Source organism: Enterobacter vonholyi, assembly GCF_040834095.1.
GTDB lineage: Bacteria > Pseudomonadota > Gammaproteobacteria > Enterobacterales > Enterobacteriaceae > Enterobacter > Enterobacter vonholyi.
In genome coordinates, this window is record NZ_CP162152.1 from 623,747 (window position 1) to 637,210 (window position 13,464).

Annotated in this window: 16 protein-coding genes; 3 read left to right on the forward strand and 13 right to left on the reverse strand. The window is 52.9% G+C overall.

The window, feature by feature from the left end; genetic code table 11:
* From AB3N39_RS02930 to AB3N39_RS02985, 12 genes are all read right to left on the reverse strand, one after another.
* Nucleotides 1–495: a spore coat protein U domain-containing protein gene (locus AB3N39_RS02930; protein WP_143344621.1), complete on the reverse strand. Its 495-nt coding sequence runs from the start codon at nt 493–495 to the stop codon at nt 1–3.
* Between the two features lie 32 nt (nt 496–527).
* The gene (locus AB3N39_RS02935; protein WP_115876527.1) at nt 528–1,070 is read right to left on the reverse strand and encodes a helix-turn-helix transcriptional regulator; all 543 of its coding nucleotides are present in this window, start codon (nt 1,068–1,070) and stop codon (nt 528–530) included.
* Entirely contained in the window at nt 1,067–1,705 is a 639-nt protein-coding gene (locus tag AB3N39_RS02940; RefSeq protein ID WP_115876526.1) for an EAL domain-containing protein, read from the reverse strand. The genes AB3N39_RS02935 and AB3N39_RS02940 overlap by 4 nt, the downstream gene beginning before the upstream one ends.
* Before the next feature lie 180 nt (nt 1,706–1,885).
* Entirely contained in the window at nt 1,886–4,177 is a 2,292-nt protein-coding gene (gene opgB, locus AB3N39_RS02945) for a phosphatidylglycerol--membrane-oligosaccharide glycerophosphotransferase (RefSeq protein WP_367897064.1), read from the reverse strand.
* A gap of 270 nt (nt 4,178–4,447) precedes the next feature.
* Nucleotides 4,448–4,930 carry a DUF2501 domain-containing protein gene (locus AB3N39_RS02950; RefSeq protein WP_073001066.1) on the reverse strand — a complete coding sequence of 161 codons (483 nt, stop codon included), beginning with the start codon at nt 4,928–4,930 and terminating at the stop codon, nt 4,448–4,450.
* 82 nt (nt 4,931–5,012) lie between these two features.
* Complete coding sequence (dnaC, locus tag AB3N39_RS02955) at nt 5,013–5,750, reverse strand: DNA replication protein DnaC (protein WP_014168503.1); 738 nt, start codon at nt 5,748–5,750, stop codon at nt 5,013–5,015.
* The gene (gene dnaT / locus AB3N39_RS02960; RefSeq protein WP_248175340.1) at nt 5,747–6,292 is read right to left on the reverse strand and encodes a primosomal protein DnaT; all 546 of its coding nucleotides are present in this window, start codon (nt 6,290–6,292) and stop codon (nt 5,747–5,749) included. Before dnaT ends, dnaC begins: the two co-directional genes overlap by 4 nt.
* Before the next feature lie 148 nt (nt 6,293–6,440).
* Nucleotides 6,441–6,869, reverse strand: coding sequence for an organic hydroperoxide resistance protein (locus AB3N39_RS02965; RefSeq protein WP_013095463.1), 429 nt, complete (start codon nt 6,867–6,869; stop codon nt 6,441–6,443).
* Nucleotides 6,870–6,953: 84 nt separating this feature from the next.
* A complete protein-coding gene (locus tag AB3N39_RS02970; protein ID WP_111964164.1) occupies nt 6,954–7,406 on the reverse strand; it encodes a MarR family winged helix-turn-helix transcriptional regulator in 453 nt (150 codons plus the stop codon).
* A gap of 41 nt (nt 7,407–7,447) precedes the next feature.
* Nucleotides 7,448–8,089, reverse strand: coding sequence for a TetR family transcriptional regulator (locus tag AB3N39_RS02975; RefSeq protein WP_111964103.1), 642 nt, complete (start codon nt 8,087–8,089; stop codon nt 7,448–7,450).
* 67 nt (nt 8,090–8,156) lie between these two features.
* A complete protein-coding gene (locus AB3N39_RS02980) occupies nt 8,157–8,630 on the reverse strand; it encodes a threonine/serine exporter (RefSeq protein WP_020885295.1) in 474 nt (157 codons plus the stop codon).
* Nucleotides 8,621–9,397: a threonine/serine exporter ThrE family protein gene (locus tag AB3N39_RS02985; RefSeq protein ID WP_115876516.1), complete on the reverse strand. Its 777-nt coding sequence runs from the start codon at nt 9,395–9,397 to the stop codon at nt 8,621–8,623. Before AB3N39_RS02985 ends, AB3N39_RS02980 begins: the two co-directional genes overlap by 10 nt.
* A gap of 409 nt (nt 9,398–9,806) precedes the next feature.
* On the opposite strand from AB3N39_RS02985, the gene AB3N39_RS02990 reads away from it, so the two are divergent.
* Together AB3N39_RS02990 and bglJ are read left to right on the forward strand one after the other, a co-directional pair.
* The gene (locus AB3N39_RS02990) at nt 9,807–10,544 is read left to right on the forward strand and encodes a LuxR C-terminal-related transcriptional regulator (RefSeq protein WP_367897065.1); all 738 of its coding nucleotides are present in this window, start codon (nt 9,807–9,809) and stop codon (nt 10,542–10,544) included.
* Entirely contained in the window at nt 10,541–11,176 is a 636-nt protein-coding gene (gene bglJ / locus AB3N39_RS02995; protein WP_115876511.1) for a DNA-binding transcriptional activator BglJ, read from the forward strand. Before AB3N39_RS02990 ends, bglJ begins: the two co-directional genes overlap by 4 nt.
* Nucleotides 11,177–11,214: 38 nt before the next feature.
* Here bglJ and AB3N39_RS03000 read toward each other — a convergent pair whose 3' ends face one another.
* On the reverse strand, nt 11,215–11,673 hold the full coding sequence (locus tag AB3N39_RS03000; protein WP_115876508.1) for a YbaK/EbsC family protein: 459 nt from the start codon (nt 11,671–11,673) through the stop codon (nt 11,215–11,217).
* Nucleotides 11,674–12,001: 328 nt separating this feature from the next.
* Here AB3N39_RS03000 and AB3N39_RS03005 point away from each other — a divergent pair, with 328 nt between their 5' ends.
* On the forward strand, nt 12,002–13,348 hold the full coding sequence (locus AB3N39_RS03005; RefSeq protein ID WP_133293741.1) for a PTS sugar transporter subunit IIC: 1,347 nt from the start codon (nt 12,002–12,004) through the stop codon (nt 13,346–13,348).
* The last annotated feature ends 116 nt before the right edge of the window (nt 13,349–13,464 follow it).

A 13,464-nucleotide genomic window follows, 5' to 3' on the forward strand; every position in this document is an offset into this window, starting at 1 on the left:
TCAGTACTCCAGTTTTAACGTGATATCGTCGCTGTAGGTACCTGCCTGGGCGGTTGTCAGCGCCCCGGCTTCAATGACGCCATACAGCGTTTCCTCCTGTTCCACACCGTTGCCGGTATCGTCCAGGCCATTCGTGCCGGTGATTTGCGTCTGTTTGCCTTCGTCGGCAAAGAGTTTCCACGCAATCTTCTGTGCGCCCGTTTCGCCGTTTTCCGGCTTCAGCCAGAAGGTTCCGTTTTCGCCGTCGTTGCTGGTGGCGGTGAGGGTGAAAGGCGTGCCGTTGGTACAGACGATATCGACCTGCGTTTTGGCCTGGATTTCGCTCGACTCATCGGAGCCGTGACGCGAGAAGTTGAGGTCGTTGGCTTTGAGGGTGCACGACTTTACGACCTCAAGTGATACGTGCATCGTCGCGCTTGCGCTACTGTCTGCGGCGATCGCAGCAGCAGGAAGCAGGAGAACGGAACAACATGCAACGGTGGGAATAATTTTCATGATTTTATTTCCTGACGTGAGTAACAGTGGAATTACAAAGCGAATGACTGAGCGTCCAGCAGGCAGAGTTTTCGATGGAATTCCGCCAGGCTGTGGCAGCAAAATTTGTTCATCGCGTTACGCTTGTGGGTGTAGATCGTTTTAGGGGACTTATTCATGATTTTTGCGATGCGAACCGGACTGAATCCTTTATGGAGCAACATGCAAACCCGTCTCTCCTGATACGAGAGCATGGCGGCGTTTTCGAAGGCGAATGTCGTGTCGCTAAAACAGTGGCTTAGCTGCGCAAAAGAGAGGTTGTCCGCGACCACTCGGACCCGCTCGTTGCGCAGGAAGGCGTGAACGTCGCAGACCCGCGCTGCATCCGTAAATACCAGCCAGTTCTCTCCAGCGTGTGTATTGAGCAGCCGTTCCTGCAGGCGCAAAAGCCCTTCCGGATTAACGTCATGGATCCAATACATCTCCGGGCGAGGGGTTACGGCCGTCGAGATCATCGAAGTGAGGCCAAGCCATAAAAACGTATTCCCGCTCAGAACGATAACCTGATAGCCAGCATTCAGAATGAAAGGGGTCATTTTCTACCCCACAGATAGCCCTGGCCGTAATCGGCCGCGCTGGCGCGGGCCAGCGCGAAATCACCCGCGGTTTCGATGCCTTCGATCAGTACCTTGCTGGCGATGCGCTTGCACTGGCGGGTGAGATGCAGAAACTTTGCCTGCTCGATCCGTCCGTTCCAGAAGGTATGTTTGTCAATTTTGATGCCGCAGAAGCGGATCTGGCTGGTCAAAAGTTCGGGAAGAAGGTCTTCGCAAACATCGTCTGCCCACACTTCTATTCCCCACTGATGGAGCGTTGCGATGCATTTCCTCAGCGCCCGGCTTTGCGTATCGTCGAGTTGTACCATCGTATGGAGATCGGTGACCTCGATAGCAAGTCTCTCCGGGCAGGGTGTTTCTTCTTTGAGCCTGTCGAGGAAGTCCGTTTCCAGCAGTAAATCCGATGTCGCATTGAGGTAATACTTGTCGCCCTCTTCGCAAAACATGGCATGACGAAGCTGCGCAAAGAAGTGCGCCTTACGCAGCGTCGAGGACATCGAGCCAAAGTAGTCTTCAAGATCGACGTGGGGCTTTGCCGTGGACAATACCTCCCAGGCAATCACATTTTCGCTGCGCAGTGCCCGGATGGATTCGAACTTATAGCCGGTTAGCATGATAAAAGTGCGTAACGCTCCGTGGTGATTTCAGGAGCTGCACATTTTATTTATTTGGTTTTTGGCGGGATATTTATAGATAAAAACGGCTTATATAAAGTGTTTTTATCTAATTTATAAGGCTTGTAAAGGATTATTTATTTTCATAAGCGCCCGGCAGAACGCCGGGCGCGACGCGCATTAACCCGCTTTGCTGATGATTTTGATTTCGACCATGCCAATTCCGATCTCGCGCGGTGAGTGCCCAAGGATATTTCCCTCATTCGTGGACTGCGGGTCCGGCGGCACGATCACCAGGGTATTGCTGCGCGAAGGATTCTCAAAATGCAGCGTTTGTGTGCTCACGTCGTATCCAAGCGTTAACGTCTGCTCCCGATCCCCCACGCGCACGGGTACGGGCTTGTTAGCATTGGGGCCATACGCTCTGGCGGTGATCACCAGGTCGAACTGTTCCGGCAGCGGATGGGCGTATTCAATTTTCACCTCATTGCCCAGCTGCGCGTTGGACCAGCGCCCCCAGGACTCCGGACGCGAGATGCCGCTAAACTGCTTCACTTCTTCCGGTGCGCCGGCCACGTTAAAGATAAAGCTATCCGCTTTGTAGCGAATATCGTTATCGCTGATTTTCAGCATGTCGATGTTGTGCTGATAGCGCGCGGTATCAATCACCGTATCGTTGAACGCGGTTTTGCCCTTCCACTGCGCCTTATCAACGTGCTGCACGGTTTGCTCCCCGCCGAGCTGACCCTGAGAGACGCACCAGTCGGTAGAAAGCGCCAGCGGCTGCGACCAGAGCTGGCCCATTTTGTAGCATCGGTCGACCCAGACAAAATTATCGCGTGGCGCGAAATCGGCCAGCTGATAGCGCAGCGGCGCGGAATATTCGCTTTCCGGCAGCGGCTCAACGCGCCCTTCCGACACGCGCACCAGCAGCGGCAGACGGAAGCTGCTGCCCGAGAAGGCAATCGTGTTTTTATCCCGATCGACGGTGAAGTCCTTCATCTCTTTCGGGAAGTTCCACAGGCGGATAATGTCTGGCTTCCAGGCGAGGATTTTATCCTTCATGTTGAGGAACACTTCCGACAGGGACTGCCCCGACAGCGTGCTGCGGCCAAGGCCAATAAAGTTGTCGCCGCCCAGAATGTCCAGCACGGTTGCGCCGTTATCCATGGAGTTGCGTTTGGTGGCGATCGTCTCCTGCTGCGGCTGGTCACCGCGCAGGACGAAGAACAGGTTGCTGCGATCCTGCTTATTGAGCTGATCCCATGCGCTGTTTTTCATCGCCAGATGGTCAGACGAAACGACGATGACGGTGTTTTTAAACCAGGGCGAGGCTTTGATTTTCTCGACCAGCGCGGCAATGTGTTCCTGACTACAGGTGACGGCGCTGAAAGATTTGTTGTTTTTGCCGTCCACGTCATAGCTTTTGCGCGTGCAGCTGCGCGAGACGAACCCGTCCGGATGGTGTGTGTCCACCGTCAGCGCAAAGAGAGAGAAACGCTTGCCCGCGCGGGACAGCTCCTCGAATTTCTTCCAGGTTTCGTCGAGTACCGTATCGTCATAGAAGCCCCAGTCGTTGCGGTAGCTCGGATCGGCAACCGTCGTTTTTAACTCTTCTGAGCCATACAGGTGGTCAAAACCGTGGGATTTCAGGAACACATCTTTTCCGGCAAAGCGCAGGTTTGCCCCCTGCACAAAATAGTTTTCGTAGCCGGAGTTTTTCAGGATATCGCCGAGGCAAATATTCTGTGGGAAGAAGGTCGACATGGAGGCTGAGGCGTTACCTTCAAAAGGCGCGAACAGCGGAATACCGCACTGGGAGGCAACCATCCCGGCAATCGTATAATCCGTACCGGGCAGCTGCATGGTGTGGCTGAAATCGATCCCTTCATTTTTCAGCGCACCCAGGTCCGGCGTCAGGTTCGGGAATGCATCGTTATCAAAGTAAGTGCGTTCCAGGCTTTCACCGTAGATGTAGACCAGGTTGAGCTTCGGGTTGGCGATCGTTTTCGACGGTTCTTTGTAGTAAGCCACGAAATCCGGATCGCCATCGCGCGACTGCGATTTCACCAGCTCGGTGATCTGATGGAACGCCGGGCTGGCGTCGACGGAGGCCAGCGCCAGGAATAACGCCAGCAGGCTGTAGCCATGATGGTGCGGATGATGGCGACGTCGACGCAGCACCCAGGCCAGCGCGCCAAATATCGTCACCAGCGCGACGATAAGGCCGAGCCCCGGCAGAATGTACTTGCCCACACCCGCGCCCGTCAGGCTGTTTGTCAGCGTGTAGAGCACCGCATCGTTAATACCGTCACCGGTAAAGTAATCGCTGGCGTATAAGGTAATGTTTAAAATAATAAAAATGCCGAGCACCACCAGCGTGGCGATAAACCACCAGGTATGACGGCCTGCTTTCCAGGCGTAAACGCCGACGGAAGCCAGAAAAAGGATAAGAGACATGAATTCAGACAACAGCATATCCTCGTGACGCCAGATAATTCGCTGGCTAACTGTTTATTTTTTGGGTCATACAATGTAATTGCGATGTCGTTAAGCTGCAATTTTAGTGTCACGAAAGTGTGCTGTTGTTAGGATTTGGTTTAGAAAATCGTTTTTATGAAGACGTGCACATCCTGACAAACGGACGCTGAGGCGGTGGCAGGTGGGGAAAACGCTCATTTAGCGCCGCGCTGCAAGACTATCGCATTAAACGCGGCGTGTTGTGGCAGAAAATGGGGTGGATCAGGAGATGAAATTAACGCCTTGTTTCAGCACCAGATCGCAGGCTTTGGTTTTGACCTGTTTTGCCAGAGAAGAGTTGCCGAGGGTGCTCAGATTCAGCTGCTGCCCGTTTTGTGCGTTAAGCAGGCCCTGAATGCCGTCCATATAGTTGGTGTCCGCTTTTTGCTCCTGGGTATCCAGACCCAGTTTACCAAGCACCTGGTTTTTCACGTTTTGCGCGTCGGTCACGGAGGCCAGCTTTTGCTTCGCGCAATATTCCAGAATCCCCGCCGCGTTGTTCATCGTGCCCGCGCTAAGGCTCTGGGAGCTGTTGCCCAGCAGGCTGGTAAGAGAAGAGGCGGAGAGTCCACCCTGAGAGCTGCTGCTCTCTTTGGTCAGCTCATTTGCTGCGCTTGACAGGGACTCCTGCCAGGACGCCGCTTGCGCTGCACCGGTCACCAGCAGCGCGCCTAAAAAGGTGCTGATTAGAATCTGTTTTTTCATTATGGCTCTCTCAAAAAGGTCCGTTTTGGGCCGAGGGGTTCCAGTATATACCTATGCCCTGTCGGCGATTCCTGGAACTGTCTTAATACTCTTTGCCGGTAACGCGGCTGCGGTAACTTTCCCAGTCGAAGATGACATAAAGACTGTTACCCAGCTTCATGCGGTCCATAACGCGTTCCCCCAGCAGGCGGGTCATTTCGTCGATGTTGTGGTTCGTCAGCATGCCGGTGGGGCGTTTGGACGAGGAGCGGCGATCGACAATCTGGTTGATGATCACTTTTTCATAGCGGGATTCCGTCTGAACGCCAATCTCGTCGATGACCAGTAAATCGACATTGCTTAAATCATTAAGCAATTGCTCTTCACTGGTTTCGCGGTTGCTGAAGGTGTCTTTCATCGCGGACATGATATCGGCCACGGTGATGATGAGGACCGATTTACCGCGCAGAAGCAGCTCGTTGCAGATGGCGGCAGCAAGGTGATTTTTGCCGGTGCCCGGCTTGCCGCTAAAAATGAAGCTGGCGATATTGCCGTCGAATTCATCCACGTACTGACGGGCGGCGGCAAGGGCGTTCATCTGCCCGTTGGTCTCAATTTTATAGTTATCGAACGAGCAGTTCTGGTGCAGGGGACGGATACCGGAACGGTTAAAGGTGCGCTGCATTTTCATCGCCCGATTTTCGCGGGCAAGCGCGGCGGCGCGGATCTTACCTTGCTCTTTTTGCCACGCCAGCAGCTCTTCACCGGTGGTGAAAGCAGGCTTCACGTTGGCAGGCATCATTTTTTGCAGACGTTTCATCAGGTCGCCGACGTTCTTCATTTCGCACCTCGGAATCCGCTGGGGATCTGTTTATCCGGTTCTGAAAACGCGTTGATGTCGCGTTTTGGCTGGCCATTGTTGCCGGCGCGGGTAATTTGCAGATGACGCGCGAGCTTTTGCTGCCACTGAATATGGGTGAAGATTTTACCCTCCGCCTGCCACCAGGCGGTAAACGCGGCAAGCTCTTCCGCGGTGGCCGGTTGGGTTAACGCAATCCCCCACAGCGCGGCCTGCCGCTGAAAATCCGCATCCGGCTGCCAGCCCGTGTAAAGAGCAAATTTTCCCATTGGAACGGTCACGGGAACGTTAACCGGTTCATCAAAGAACTGGTTGTCCAGCGTGACATCGCTCGCCGGGCGTGACAGTTGCGCTTCAATCTCCAGAAGCAGTGCCAGACGTTCCGGCGTGATTGCGTAAAACGCCGGCGCGTTGTCGGCAAAAACGGCAACCGTGCCGCCTTCGGCGTGGGTCAACACACCGCGTGGGTCGCGCATAAAGGCATCAATGCCAGCAATGCTGGTGGTCAGAATTCTGGAGGACATAACGCTTACTCTACTGATTACTACGGGCGTGATATGGGCTTATGGTAGCACAGAGAGGGGAAAGGGAAGGAGGGGATTTCCCCGGTGGTGCTGCGCTTACAGGGGCTACAGTCGTAGGCCGAATAAGCGCAGCGCCATCAGGCAGTTATCACGCAATGATGTTCAGCGTGACGTCGATGTTGCCGCGGGTCGCGTTAGAGTACGGGCAAACAATGTGTGCCGCATCGACCAGCTTTTTAGCTTCCGCCGGATCCATACCTTCAACATGGATGTTCAGCTTTGCTTCGATACCAAAACCGGTTGGCAGCGGGCCAATCCCCACTTCGCCTTCAATAAAGGCTTCTTTTGGCAGGGTAAATTTGTCGCGTGCGGCCACGAACTTCATCGCGCCGAGGAAGCAGGCAGAGTAGCCCGCAGCAAACAGCTGCTCAGGGTTAGTCACTTCTCCGCCCATGCCGCCCATCTCTTTTGGCACACCCAGTTTGACGTCCAGTACGCCATCGGAGGAGGTGGCACGGCCGTCACGGCCACCGGTGGCTTTTGCTTTGGCGGTATAAACAACTTTTTCTAAAGACATGGCAGGTTCCTCATCTTGTTTTGATATGTGCTATTAAATAGCGTGCGATATATGTGGGTAAATAATAACGCGTAAAGTATAGCGTTACGCGCGGTGTAGCTGTTGTCGCAAAAGTTCGAGCTGCTGTTTGAGCGCCAGCAGGGTGTCAGTATCACACTGCGCTGCGCAACCAACCGCATCGGGAATACCCAATGCCTGCTGCTGGAGCTCACGTCCCGCTTCACTCAGGGTGACGGCGACCTGACGTTCGTCTTTACGCGAACGGTGACGGTTGATTAGGCCGGCACTTTCCAGCCGCTTCAACAGCGGCGTCAGCGTCGCAGAGTCCAGAAACAGCCGTTCGCCGATGTCCGACACCGTTATGTCATCCTGCTCCCACAGCACCAGCATCACCAGATATTGCGGGTAAGTCAGGTTCAGCGGTGCCAGCAGCTGCCGGTACAGCTTATTAAGCGCCAGATTTGCCGAATAGAGGGCAAAGCAGAGCTGGTTATCCAGCTTGAGCGCAGCGGTTGCGTCGTTCGTTTTCGCGTTCATGAGATGAATATAGATAGTGTACAATTTAATTGCAAGCAATTTTATGGGCAGGTGTAACGGAGCGCTACCTGAACGGCCATTTTGCGGTAGTGCTCGCGCTGAGCCTGTTCGTCTGCGCCATCTTCAAACAACAGCGTAAAGGTGTAGCTGTTGGCAACGTAGTGAAAGCTGAAGCTGCTTATCAGGCGGTGAAGATCGCGGGCGTCAACGGTCTGGCTGAATAGCTGTTTTTCTTTGCCCCGGTGCAGGATGCCCTCCAGCAGGTCGAGCGCGCTACGGTTGACCTGACGAAGATAGTTCGACTGCTGCATAAAGCGGCCGCGCTGCATGTTTTCCATGCAGATAATCCGGATGTAATCCGGATGGTCGGCATGATAGTCAAAGGTAGCTTCAACCAGATTGACCAGCGCTTCGACGGGAGGCATTCCCGCCAGGCTTAGCGCTTTTTCACTGGCGCGAATCTGAGTGTAAACATGTTCCAGGACCAGGAGATAGAGGTTCTCTTTATTCTTAAAATGGTAAACCACCATGCGTTTGGTCGTACCCGCTTTCTCCGCGATCTGCTCCATGCGGGCACCGTTCAATCCATACTCGGCAAAAAGCGCGATGGCGCTCTGAAAGATTTTCTCTTTCAGGCTAGATTCTTCGCTGTGCTCGGGGTGTTCGCTGCCAGGGTTAGCCACATCCTTTCCTTATTTTCACCAAACGGACCAGAAGGATTATCTCCACGGCAGCGAAATAACACAAATATCAAACGCGTGGGCGTTTGCGGTACAGCCACAGCCCGGGGATCGACAGCCCGATAGAGAGCGCGCCAACGATGGACGACGCCTTAAGAAAGTTGCTCAGAAGAAGGATCATCTGAGGTTCGGTGTAGCCAAAATGGCTGATTTTCACCGCGGAAATCATCGCTGTGTACGCAGATATGCCCGGGAACATCGGGATAACGGCGGCGACGGTGAACACTTTGGGATGCGCCAGATACCAGCGCGACCACTGGATACCGATACTGCCAACCAGCATGGAAGCCATAAATGTTGACCATTCGATGTTAAAACCCGCCGTCATCATCACCATGCGCGAGCCATGCCCAATCGCGCCCAGCAGTGCACACCATGGCAACGCGCGTTGCGGAACGTTAAATACCATCGCAAAGCCGACGGCAGGAATGGCGGCCAGAAGCATGTCCTGTGCCAGCGCCAGCAGAAAATCTATCACGCCCATCCGCGTAACCCCCAGAGTGTCATGGCCATGACCACGCCGATGCAGGTCGCCAGCGTCAGCAGGCTGGCAATAGCCCAGCGTGCCAGACCTGTATTGATGTGCCCTTTAAACATGTCGGCGACGGCGTTTATCAACGGAAAGCCCGGGACCAACAGAAGCACGCTGGCGGCCATAGCAATCGTCGGGGTGCTGGCAAACTGCGGCAGGCGCAGCAGCAGACCGGAAACCGTGGTGGCGACAAACGCGGTAATACAGAAGTTAATTTGCGGATGCAGCTGTCGGTGCGTCAGCAGCTGGCGAACATACATGGCGATGCTGCTGGCGAAAAAGGTGACGATCGCACCGTCCCAGCCGCCTTTATTGAGCTTACAAAAGCAGGCGCACGACAGCCCTACCATCAACACGACAAGCCAGCGCGGATAACGTAATGGCTTAATTTGGCTGAACCTTTTTTCAATCTCCCGAAGTTCGAGAAGCTTATGTTCAGCAAGGATGACGATGTGCTGCACTTCAGTCACGACGTGCATGTTAATGCCACGGTCATGGTTTTTGCGGGTGGAGGTCAGGCACTGACCGTCTTTGATCGTGGTCAGCACAATGGCGTTGGATGAAATAGCGCTTTCAACGCTATCCATACCCAGCGCCAGTCCCAGTCGGGTGGAAAGCTCCTCAACCAGCGCGCTTTCCGCGCCGTGCTGGAGCAGAAAAAGACCGCACTGGATACATAGCCGCGTGATAGCACGCTGCGTTGACCGATCTGCCTGCATGTATTGTCCTGAAAAAGGGTGAAAGTTGCCGGTTGGCCCATAGCGATTATTTTTAACACAAAGTGCAGTGTCTCTTGCTGTGGGCCAGATCAAGGTTTATGCAAACAGTTGCCGCCCCTTAGTGCGGAAGAGGTTGGGATTAATTTATCATTTTCATGAATAATTAATATTGAAAGATAAGTTATTTATATTTAGTTATTCTAATTTTATATTGTAGTTATTTTAATGGCACTGCAATTAAATTTTGTTTCGCTTTGTGAGATATTAGTGCTGTTTAGGCATTTCTTATACTAACAATACATCTCATCTTCTACTTGTATTAACCTGCATTACACTCAGGGACAAAAATACTCATACGTTGATGCGTTTTAACGTTACTCATCAAATGAAGAATGGACACGGAGGGTCTATGTTGTCTTTGCACGGTAAGCATAGCGTTATCATCAGCCGGATACCTGTGATGCAAAACGGGTTAGGGGGCGTGATGACTCGCCATTTCCCCGATTTTGAATTGACCTATTGCAGCTCATTGCAGGAGTTAACGCTGCTCCAGCTACGCCGCGCTGACGTCATCATTGCCGACATTTCAGGCGAATACTGGAATCCTCGAGGGGCGCTTGAAGAGTATTTCAGTTTATTGAATCAATACCGGAATATTCACTGGATCTTTTTAGTTTCGCGACCACTTAACCCTATTGCCGTTGAGTTACTTGTGCGCCCTGAAAGTACGTTGCTTTCTGATATGGAACCCATTGAAGGCCTGATTAACGCTGTACGGGCAGGTCGCGAACGCGCAGAGCGAGTAAGCCAGATGTTGTTAACCCCGGAACCTCTAAGTTCAGAGGAGGAAGACGAACATGTTATCGCCCTCACGCACTCCGAGCGCAAGGTATTGAGACTGTTAGGTAAAGGATGGGGGATCAACCAAATCGCCACATTGCTCAAGAAGAGCAATAAAACCATCAGTGCGCAGAAAAACAGTGCGATGCGACGACTTTCATTACGCAGTAACGCCGATATGTACGCCTGGATAAACAGTACACAGGGAATGCGAGAGCTGAGTTTGATGTCAGCCTATGGAGAGTTCGAAGAATGGAAAAAACCGATTCAACAAGCCATATTGCCATCGTCGAAAATTGCACGATGAGTGCTGTTGGGCTAAAGCATCTTTTTGCGATGCCCGGCCTGAATCATTACCAACTGCATCTGTTTAGTGAATTTGACAGTTTTAAGAAAGCACTTCAGCACGTCAATTTTTTCTCGCTGATCTATTCATATTCCGATGCGCGGGAAGAGCGTCGTAGCTGCCTGGCGCACCTGCGGGATTTTGCGTTTACGCATGGTCATATCCAGCGCATCATCCTGGTCGCTGACGAGATGGAAGCAAGATTAATTAGCTATCTTTCCCCGTCACGCCTTCACGGTGTGGTTAGTAAATCGTTGACGCTTGAGCTCCTGCAGAAGGAACTCATGGTGTTGTTGAGTGAAACCTTGTGCATCAATGACAATATGATGAATCACTGGTACCGGAGTCAAAGCAGAATGTTAAGCCCAACGGAAAGGGCAATATTGCGTTATATGTCTTGCGGGTATTCCATTCCTCAAATCGCGGCACGGCTTGAACGCAATATTAAGACCATCCGGGCGCATAAGTTTAATGCGATGGTGAAGCTGGGGGTGAACTCTGACGTAGGGTTGCTCGATGCGGCAGATATTATTACCCACCTTTCGGCAAGAGAACCGCGAAGTCCGACGCTTAGCAAGCCGACCTTTTTATAACCTGCCTGTTGCGCGCCAGACAGTTTCTGGCGCATCAATCAGATGCAAACATCCACCCATTTTGCGGAAGTCAGCTCTGCCATTCTGTCAGGTGAGATACGCACAGCGCTGTGAATTGCGCCTGCGGCGGGCAGCACTTCGGCGTACTGCTTTAACGAGACATCGCAGTAAACCGCGAGCGGGTTTTCCAGGCCGAACGGGCACACGCCCCCAACGGGGTGACCGGTTATGGTCACCACTTCATCACTGCTGAGCATGCGCGCTTTTGCACCAAAGGTGTCTTTCAGCTTTTTGTTATCCAGACGCGCATCGCCTTTCGCTACCACCAGAATCACCTCATTTTTCACCTTTAGTGACAAGGTCTTGGCGATTTGTCCCGGTTCCACACGGTGGGCGGCAGCAGCCAACGCAACGGTAGCGGTACTCTGGCTAAGTTCAATGACGTCTATATCCGGCGCGTTGTCGGCAAAAAACTGCTGTACAGACTGCAAACTCATTGTTTCCTCCTGACAAATATCCTGCGTAATCTGTCATAAGAATTTATGCTCTGTAAATATCTCTTCAGTAACAAATATACCGAACGGCTGATTTCTGGATCCTCTTCACAATCACGGAAACCGGTTACAGTAACCGGTTGCAGAGCGTGATGCGTCGATTAATACTGAGTACGTAACGTCCCCTGTATCTAATAATAAGAGCAAATTATGAAACCATTCCGTCTTAGCAGTACTACTGGTACACAAGCCAGCAAGGTTGTGAAGGTGATTTATGGAACAACGTGCGGCGCAAATGTGCCCGTAACAAACGTCTGACAGGAGATCTGCCATGTCTGCCAACCATGCTGCGTTTAACCTGATATTCCGTTTTGTTGAAAATTACGTCAGCCCGATTGCCGGGCGGATCTCTTCCCAGCGTCATGTGATGGCCATTCGTGATGGGTTCATCTCCGCGATGCCATTCATGATTGTGGGTTCATTTTTGTTAGTGTTCGCATACCCGCCGTTTTCGCCTGATACCACCTGGAGTTTCGCCCGCGCCTGGCTGGATATGGCGAAGCAGTTTGAAGGTCAGATCCTGACGCCGTTTGATATGACGATGGGCATTATGTCCATTTATATCTGTGCGGCCATTGCCTATAACCTTGGCAAACACTATGTCAAATCGCACCAGTTAGACCCGTTTATGTGCGCCATGCTGTCGCTGATGGCATTTCTGCTGGTCGCGGCACCGAAAACCAAAGGCACGCTGCCTGTCGACAGCCTGGGTGGAACGGGGATTTTTACCGCGATTCTGGTGGCGATCTACTGCGTTGAGATGATGCGTTTCCTCAAGGTGCACAACATCGGTATTCGCCTGCCAGACCAGGTACCTCCGATGATCAAAAACTCTTTTGATCTGCTCATCCCTGTGCTGGTGGTGGTCTTGACGCTTTACCCTCTGAGCCTGGTCATTCAGTCTCAGTTCGGCATGCTGATCCCGCAGGCCATTATGTCGGTCTTTAAACCTCTTGTTTCCGCAGCGGATTCCCTGCCTGCGATCCTGCTGGCCGTGTTGATTGGTCATCTGCTGTGGTTCGCCGGGATCCACGGAGCCGCCATCGTCTCCGGGATGCTTCAGATGTTCTGGCTCACGAACCTCGGCGCGAACCAGACCGCTCTGGCCGCCAGCCAGCCTCTGCCGCATATTTTTATGGAGGCGTTCTGGACGTTCTTTATCGTGATTGGCGGGTCCGGCGCCACGATGGGGCTGGTGATTTGCTATCTGCGTAGCCGTTCAGCGCATTTACGCTCTATCGGTCGTTTGAGCGTGGTACCCAGCTTCTTTAACATCAATGAACCTGTCATTTTCGGTACGCCGATTGTGATGAACCCGGTGTTCTTTATTCCGTTCCTGCTGGCACCGATGGTAAATGCCGTGCTGGCCTGGGCGGCGATGACGTTTGACCTGATTGGACGCGTCATCTCAGTAGTCCCCTGGACAGCACCGGCGCCAATAGGTGCAGCGTGGGCTCTGGGCTGGGATTTCCGCGCGGCTATTCTGGTTGTGGTTCTTGCCTGCGTATCGGCAATCATCTACTTCCCGTTCTTCAAAGTATACGAGAAACAGCTGCTGGAGCAGGAAGCGGAAGAAGCGCAGCGTAACGCGGAAGAGGACAATCAGCAGGTGGCATAGGTAAAAACAAAACGGCAACGCATGTTGCCGTTTTTAGTGTTTATTCCCTCTCCTTGTGTGAGAGGATTTAGGCCAGGCCCGGTTTTGTAGGCCCGGTAAGCAAAGCGCCACCGGGC

What these genes read in the sequence shown, in the direction of transcription:
- AB3N39_RS02935 (WP_115876527.1), bottom strand. Translation starts at nt 1,070, where the DNA reads ATGACCCCTTTCATTCTGAATGCTGGCTATCAGGTTATCGTTCTGAGC.
- AB3N39_RS02965 (WP_013095463.1), bottom strand. Translation starts at nt 6,869, where the DNA reads ATGTCTTTAGAAAAAGTTGTTTATACCGCCAAAGCAAAAGCCACCGGT.
- AB3N39_RS02985 (WP_115876516.1), bottom strand. Translation starts at nt 9,397, where the DNA reads ATGCAGGCAGATCGGTCAACGCAGCGTGCTATCACGCGGCTATGTATC.
- AB3N39_RS02940 (WP_115876526.1), bottom strand. Translation starts at nt 1,705, where the DNA reads ATGCTAACCGGCTATAAGTTCGAATCCATCCGGGCACTGCGCAGCGAA.
- AB3N39_RS03000 (WP_115876508.1), bottom strand. Translation starts at nt 11,673, where the DNA reads ATGAGTTTGCAGTCTGTACAGCAGTTTTTTGCCGACAACGCGCCGGAT.
- AB3N39_RS02950 (WP_073001066.1), bottom strand. Translation starts at nt 4,930, where the DNA reads ATGAAAAAACAGATTCTAATCAGCACCTTTTTAGGCGCGCTGCTGGTG.
- AB3N39_RS02930 (WP_143344621.1), bottom strand. Translation starts at nt 495, where the DNA reads ATGAAAATTATTCCCACCGTTGCATGTTGTTCCGTTCTCCTGCTTCCT.
- AB3N39_RS02990 (WP_367897065.1), top strand. Translation starts at nt 9,807, where the DNA reads ATGTTGTCTTTGCACGGTAAGCATAGCGTTATCATCAGCCGGATACCT.
- dnaT (WP_248175340.1), bottom strand. Translation starts at nt 6,292, where the DNA reads ATGTCCTCCAGAATTCTGACCACCAGCATTGCTGGCATTGATGCCTTT.
- AB3N39_RS02980 (WP_020885295.1), bottom strand. Translation starts at nt 8,630, where the DNA reads ATGGGCGTGATAGATTTTCTGCTGGCGCTGGCACAGGACATGCTTCTG.
- dnaC (WP_014168503.1), bottom strand. Translation starts at nt 5,750, where the DNA reads ATGAAGAACGTCGGCGACCTGATGAAACGTCTGCAAAAAATGATGCCT.
- bglJ (WP_115876511.1), top strand. Translation starts at nt 10,541, where the DNA reads ATGAGTGCTGTTGGGCTAAAGCATCTTTTTGCGATGCCCGGCCTGAAT.
- AB3N39_RS02970 (WP_111964164.1), bottom strand. Translation starts at nt 7,406, where the DNA reads ATGAACGCGAAAACGAACGACGCAACCGCTGCGCTCAAGCTGGATAAC.
- AB3N39_RS03005 (WP_133293741.1), top strand. Translation starts at nt 12,002, where the DNA reads ATGTCTGCCAACCATGCTGCGTTTAACCTGATATTCCGTTTTGTTGAA.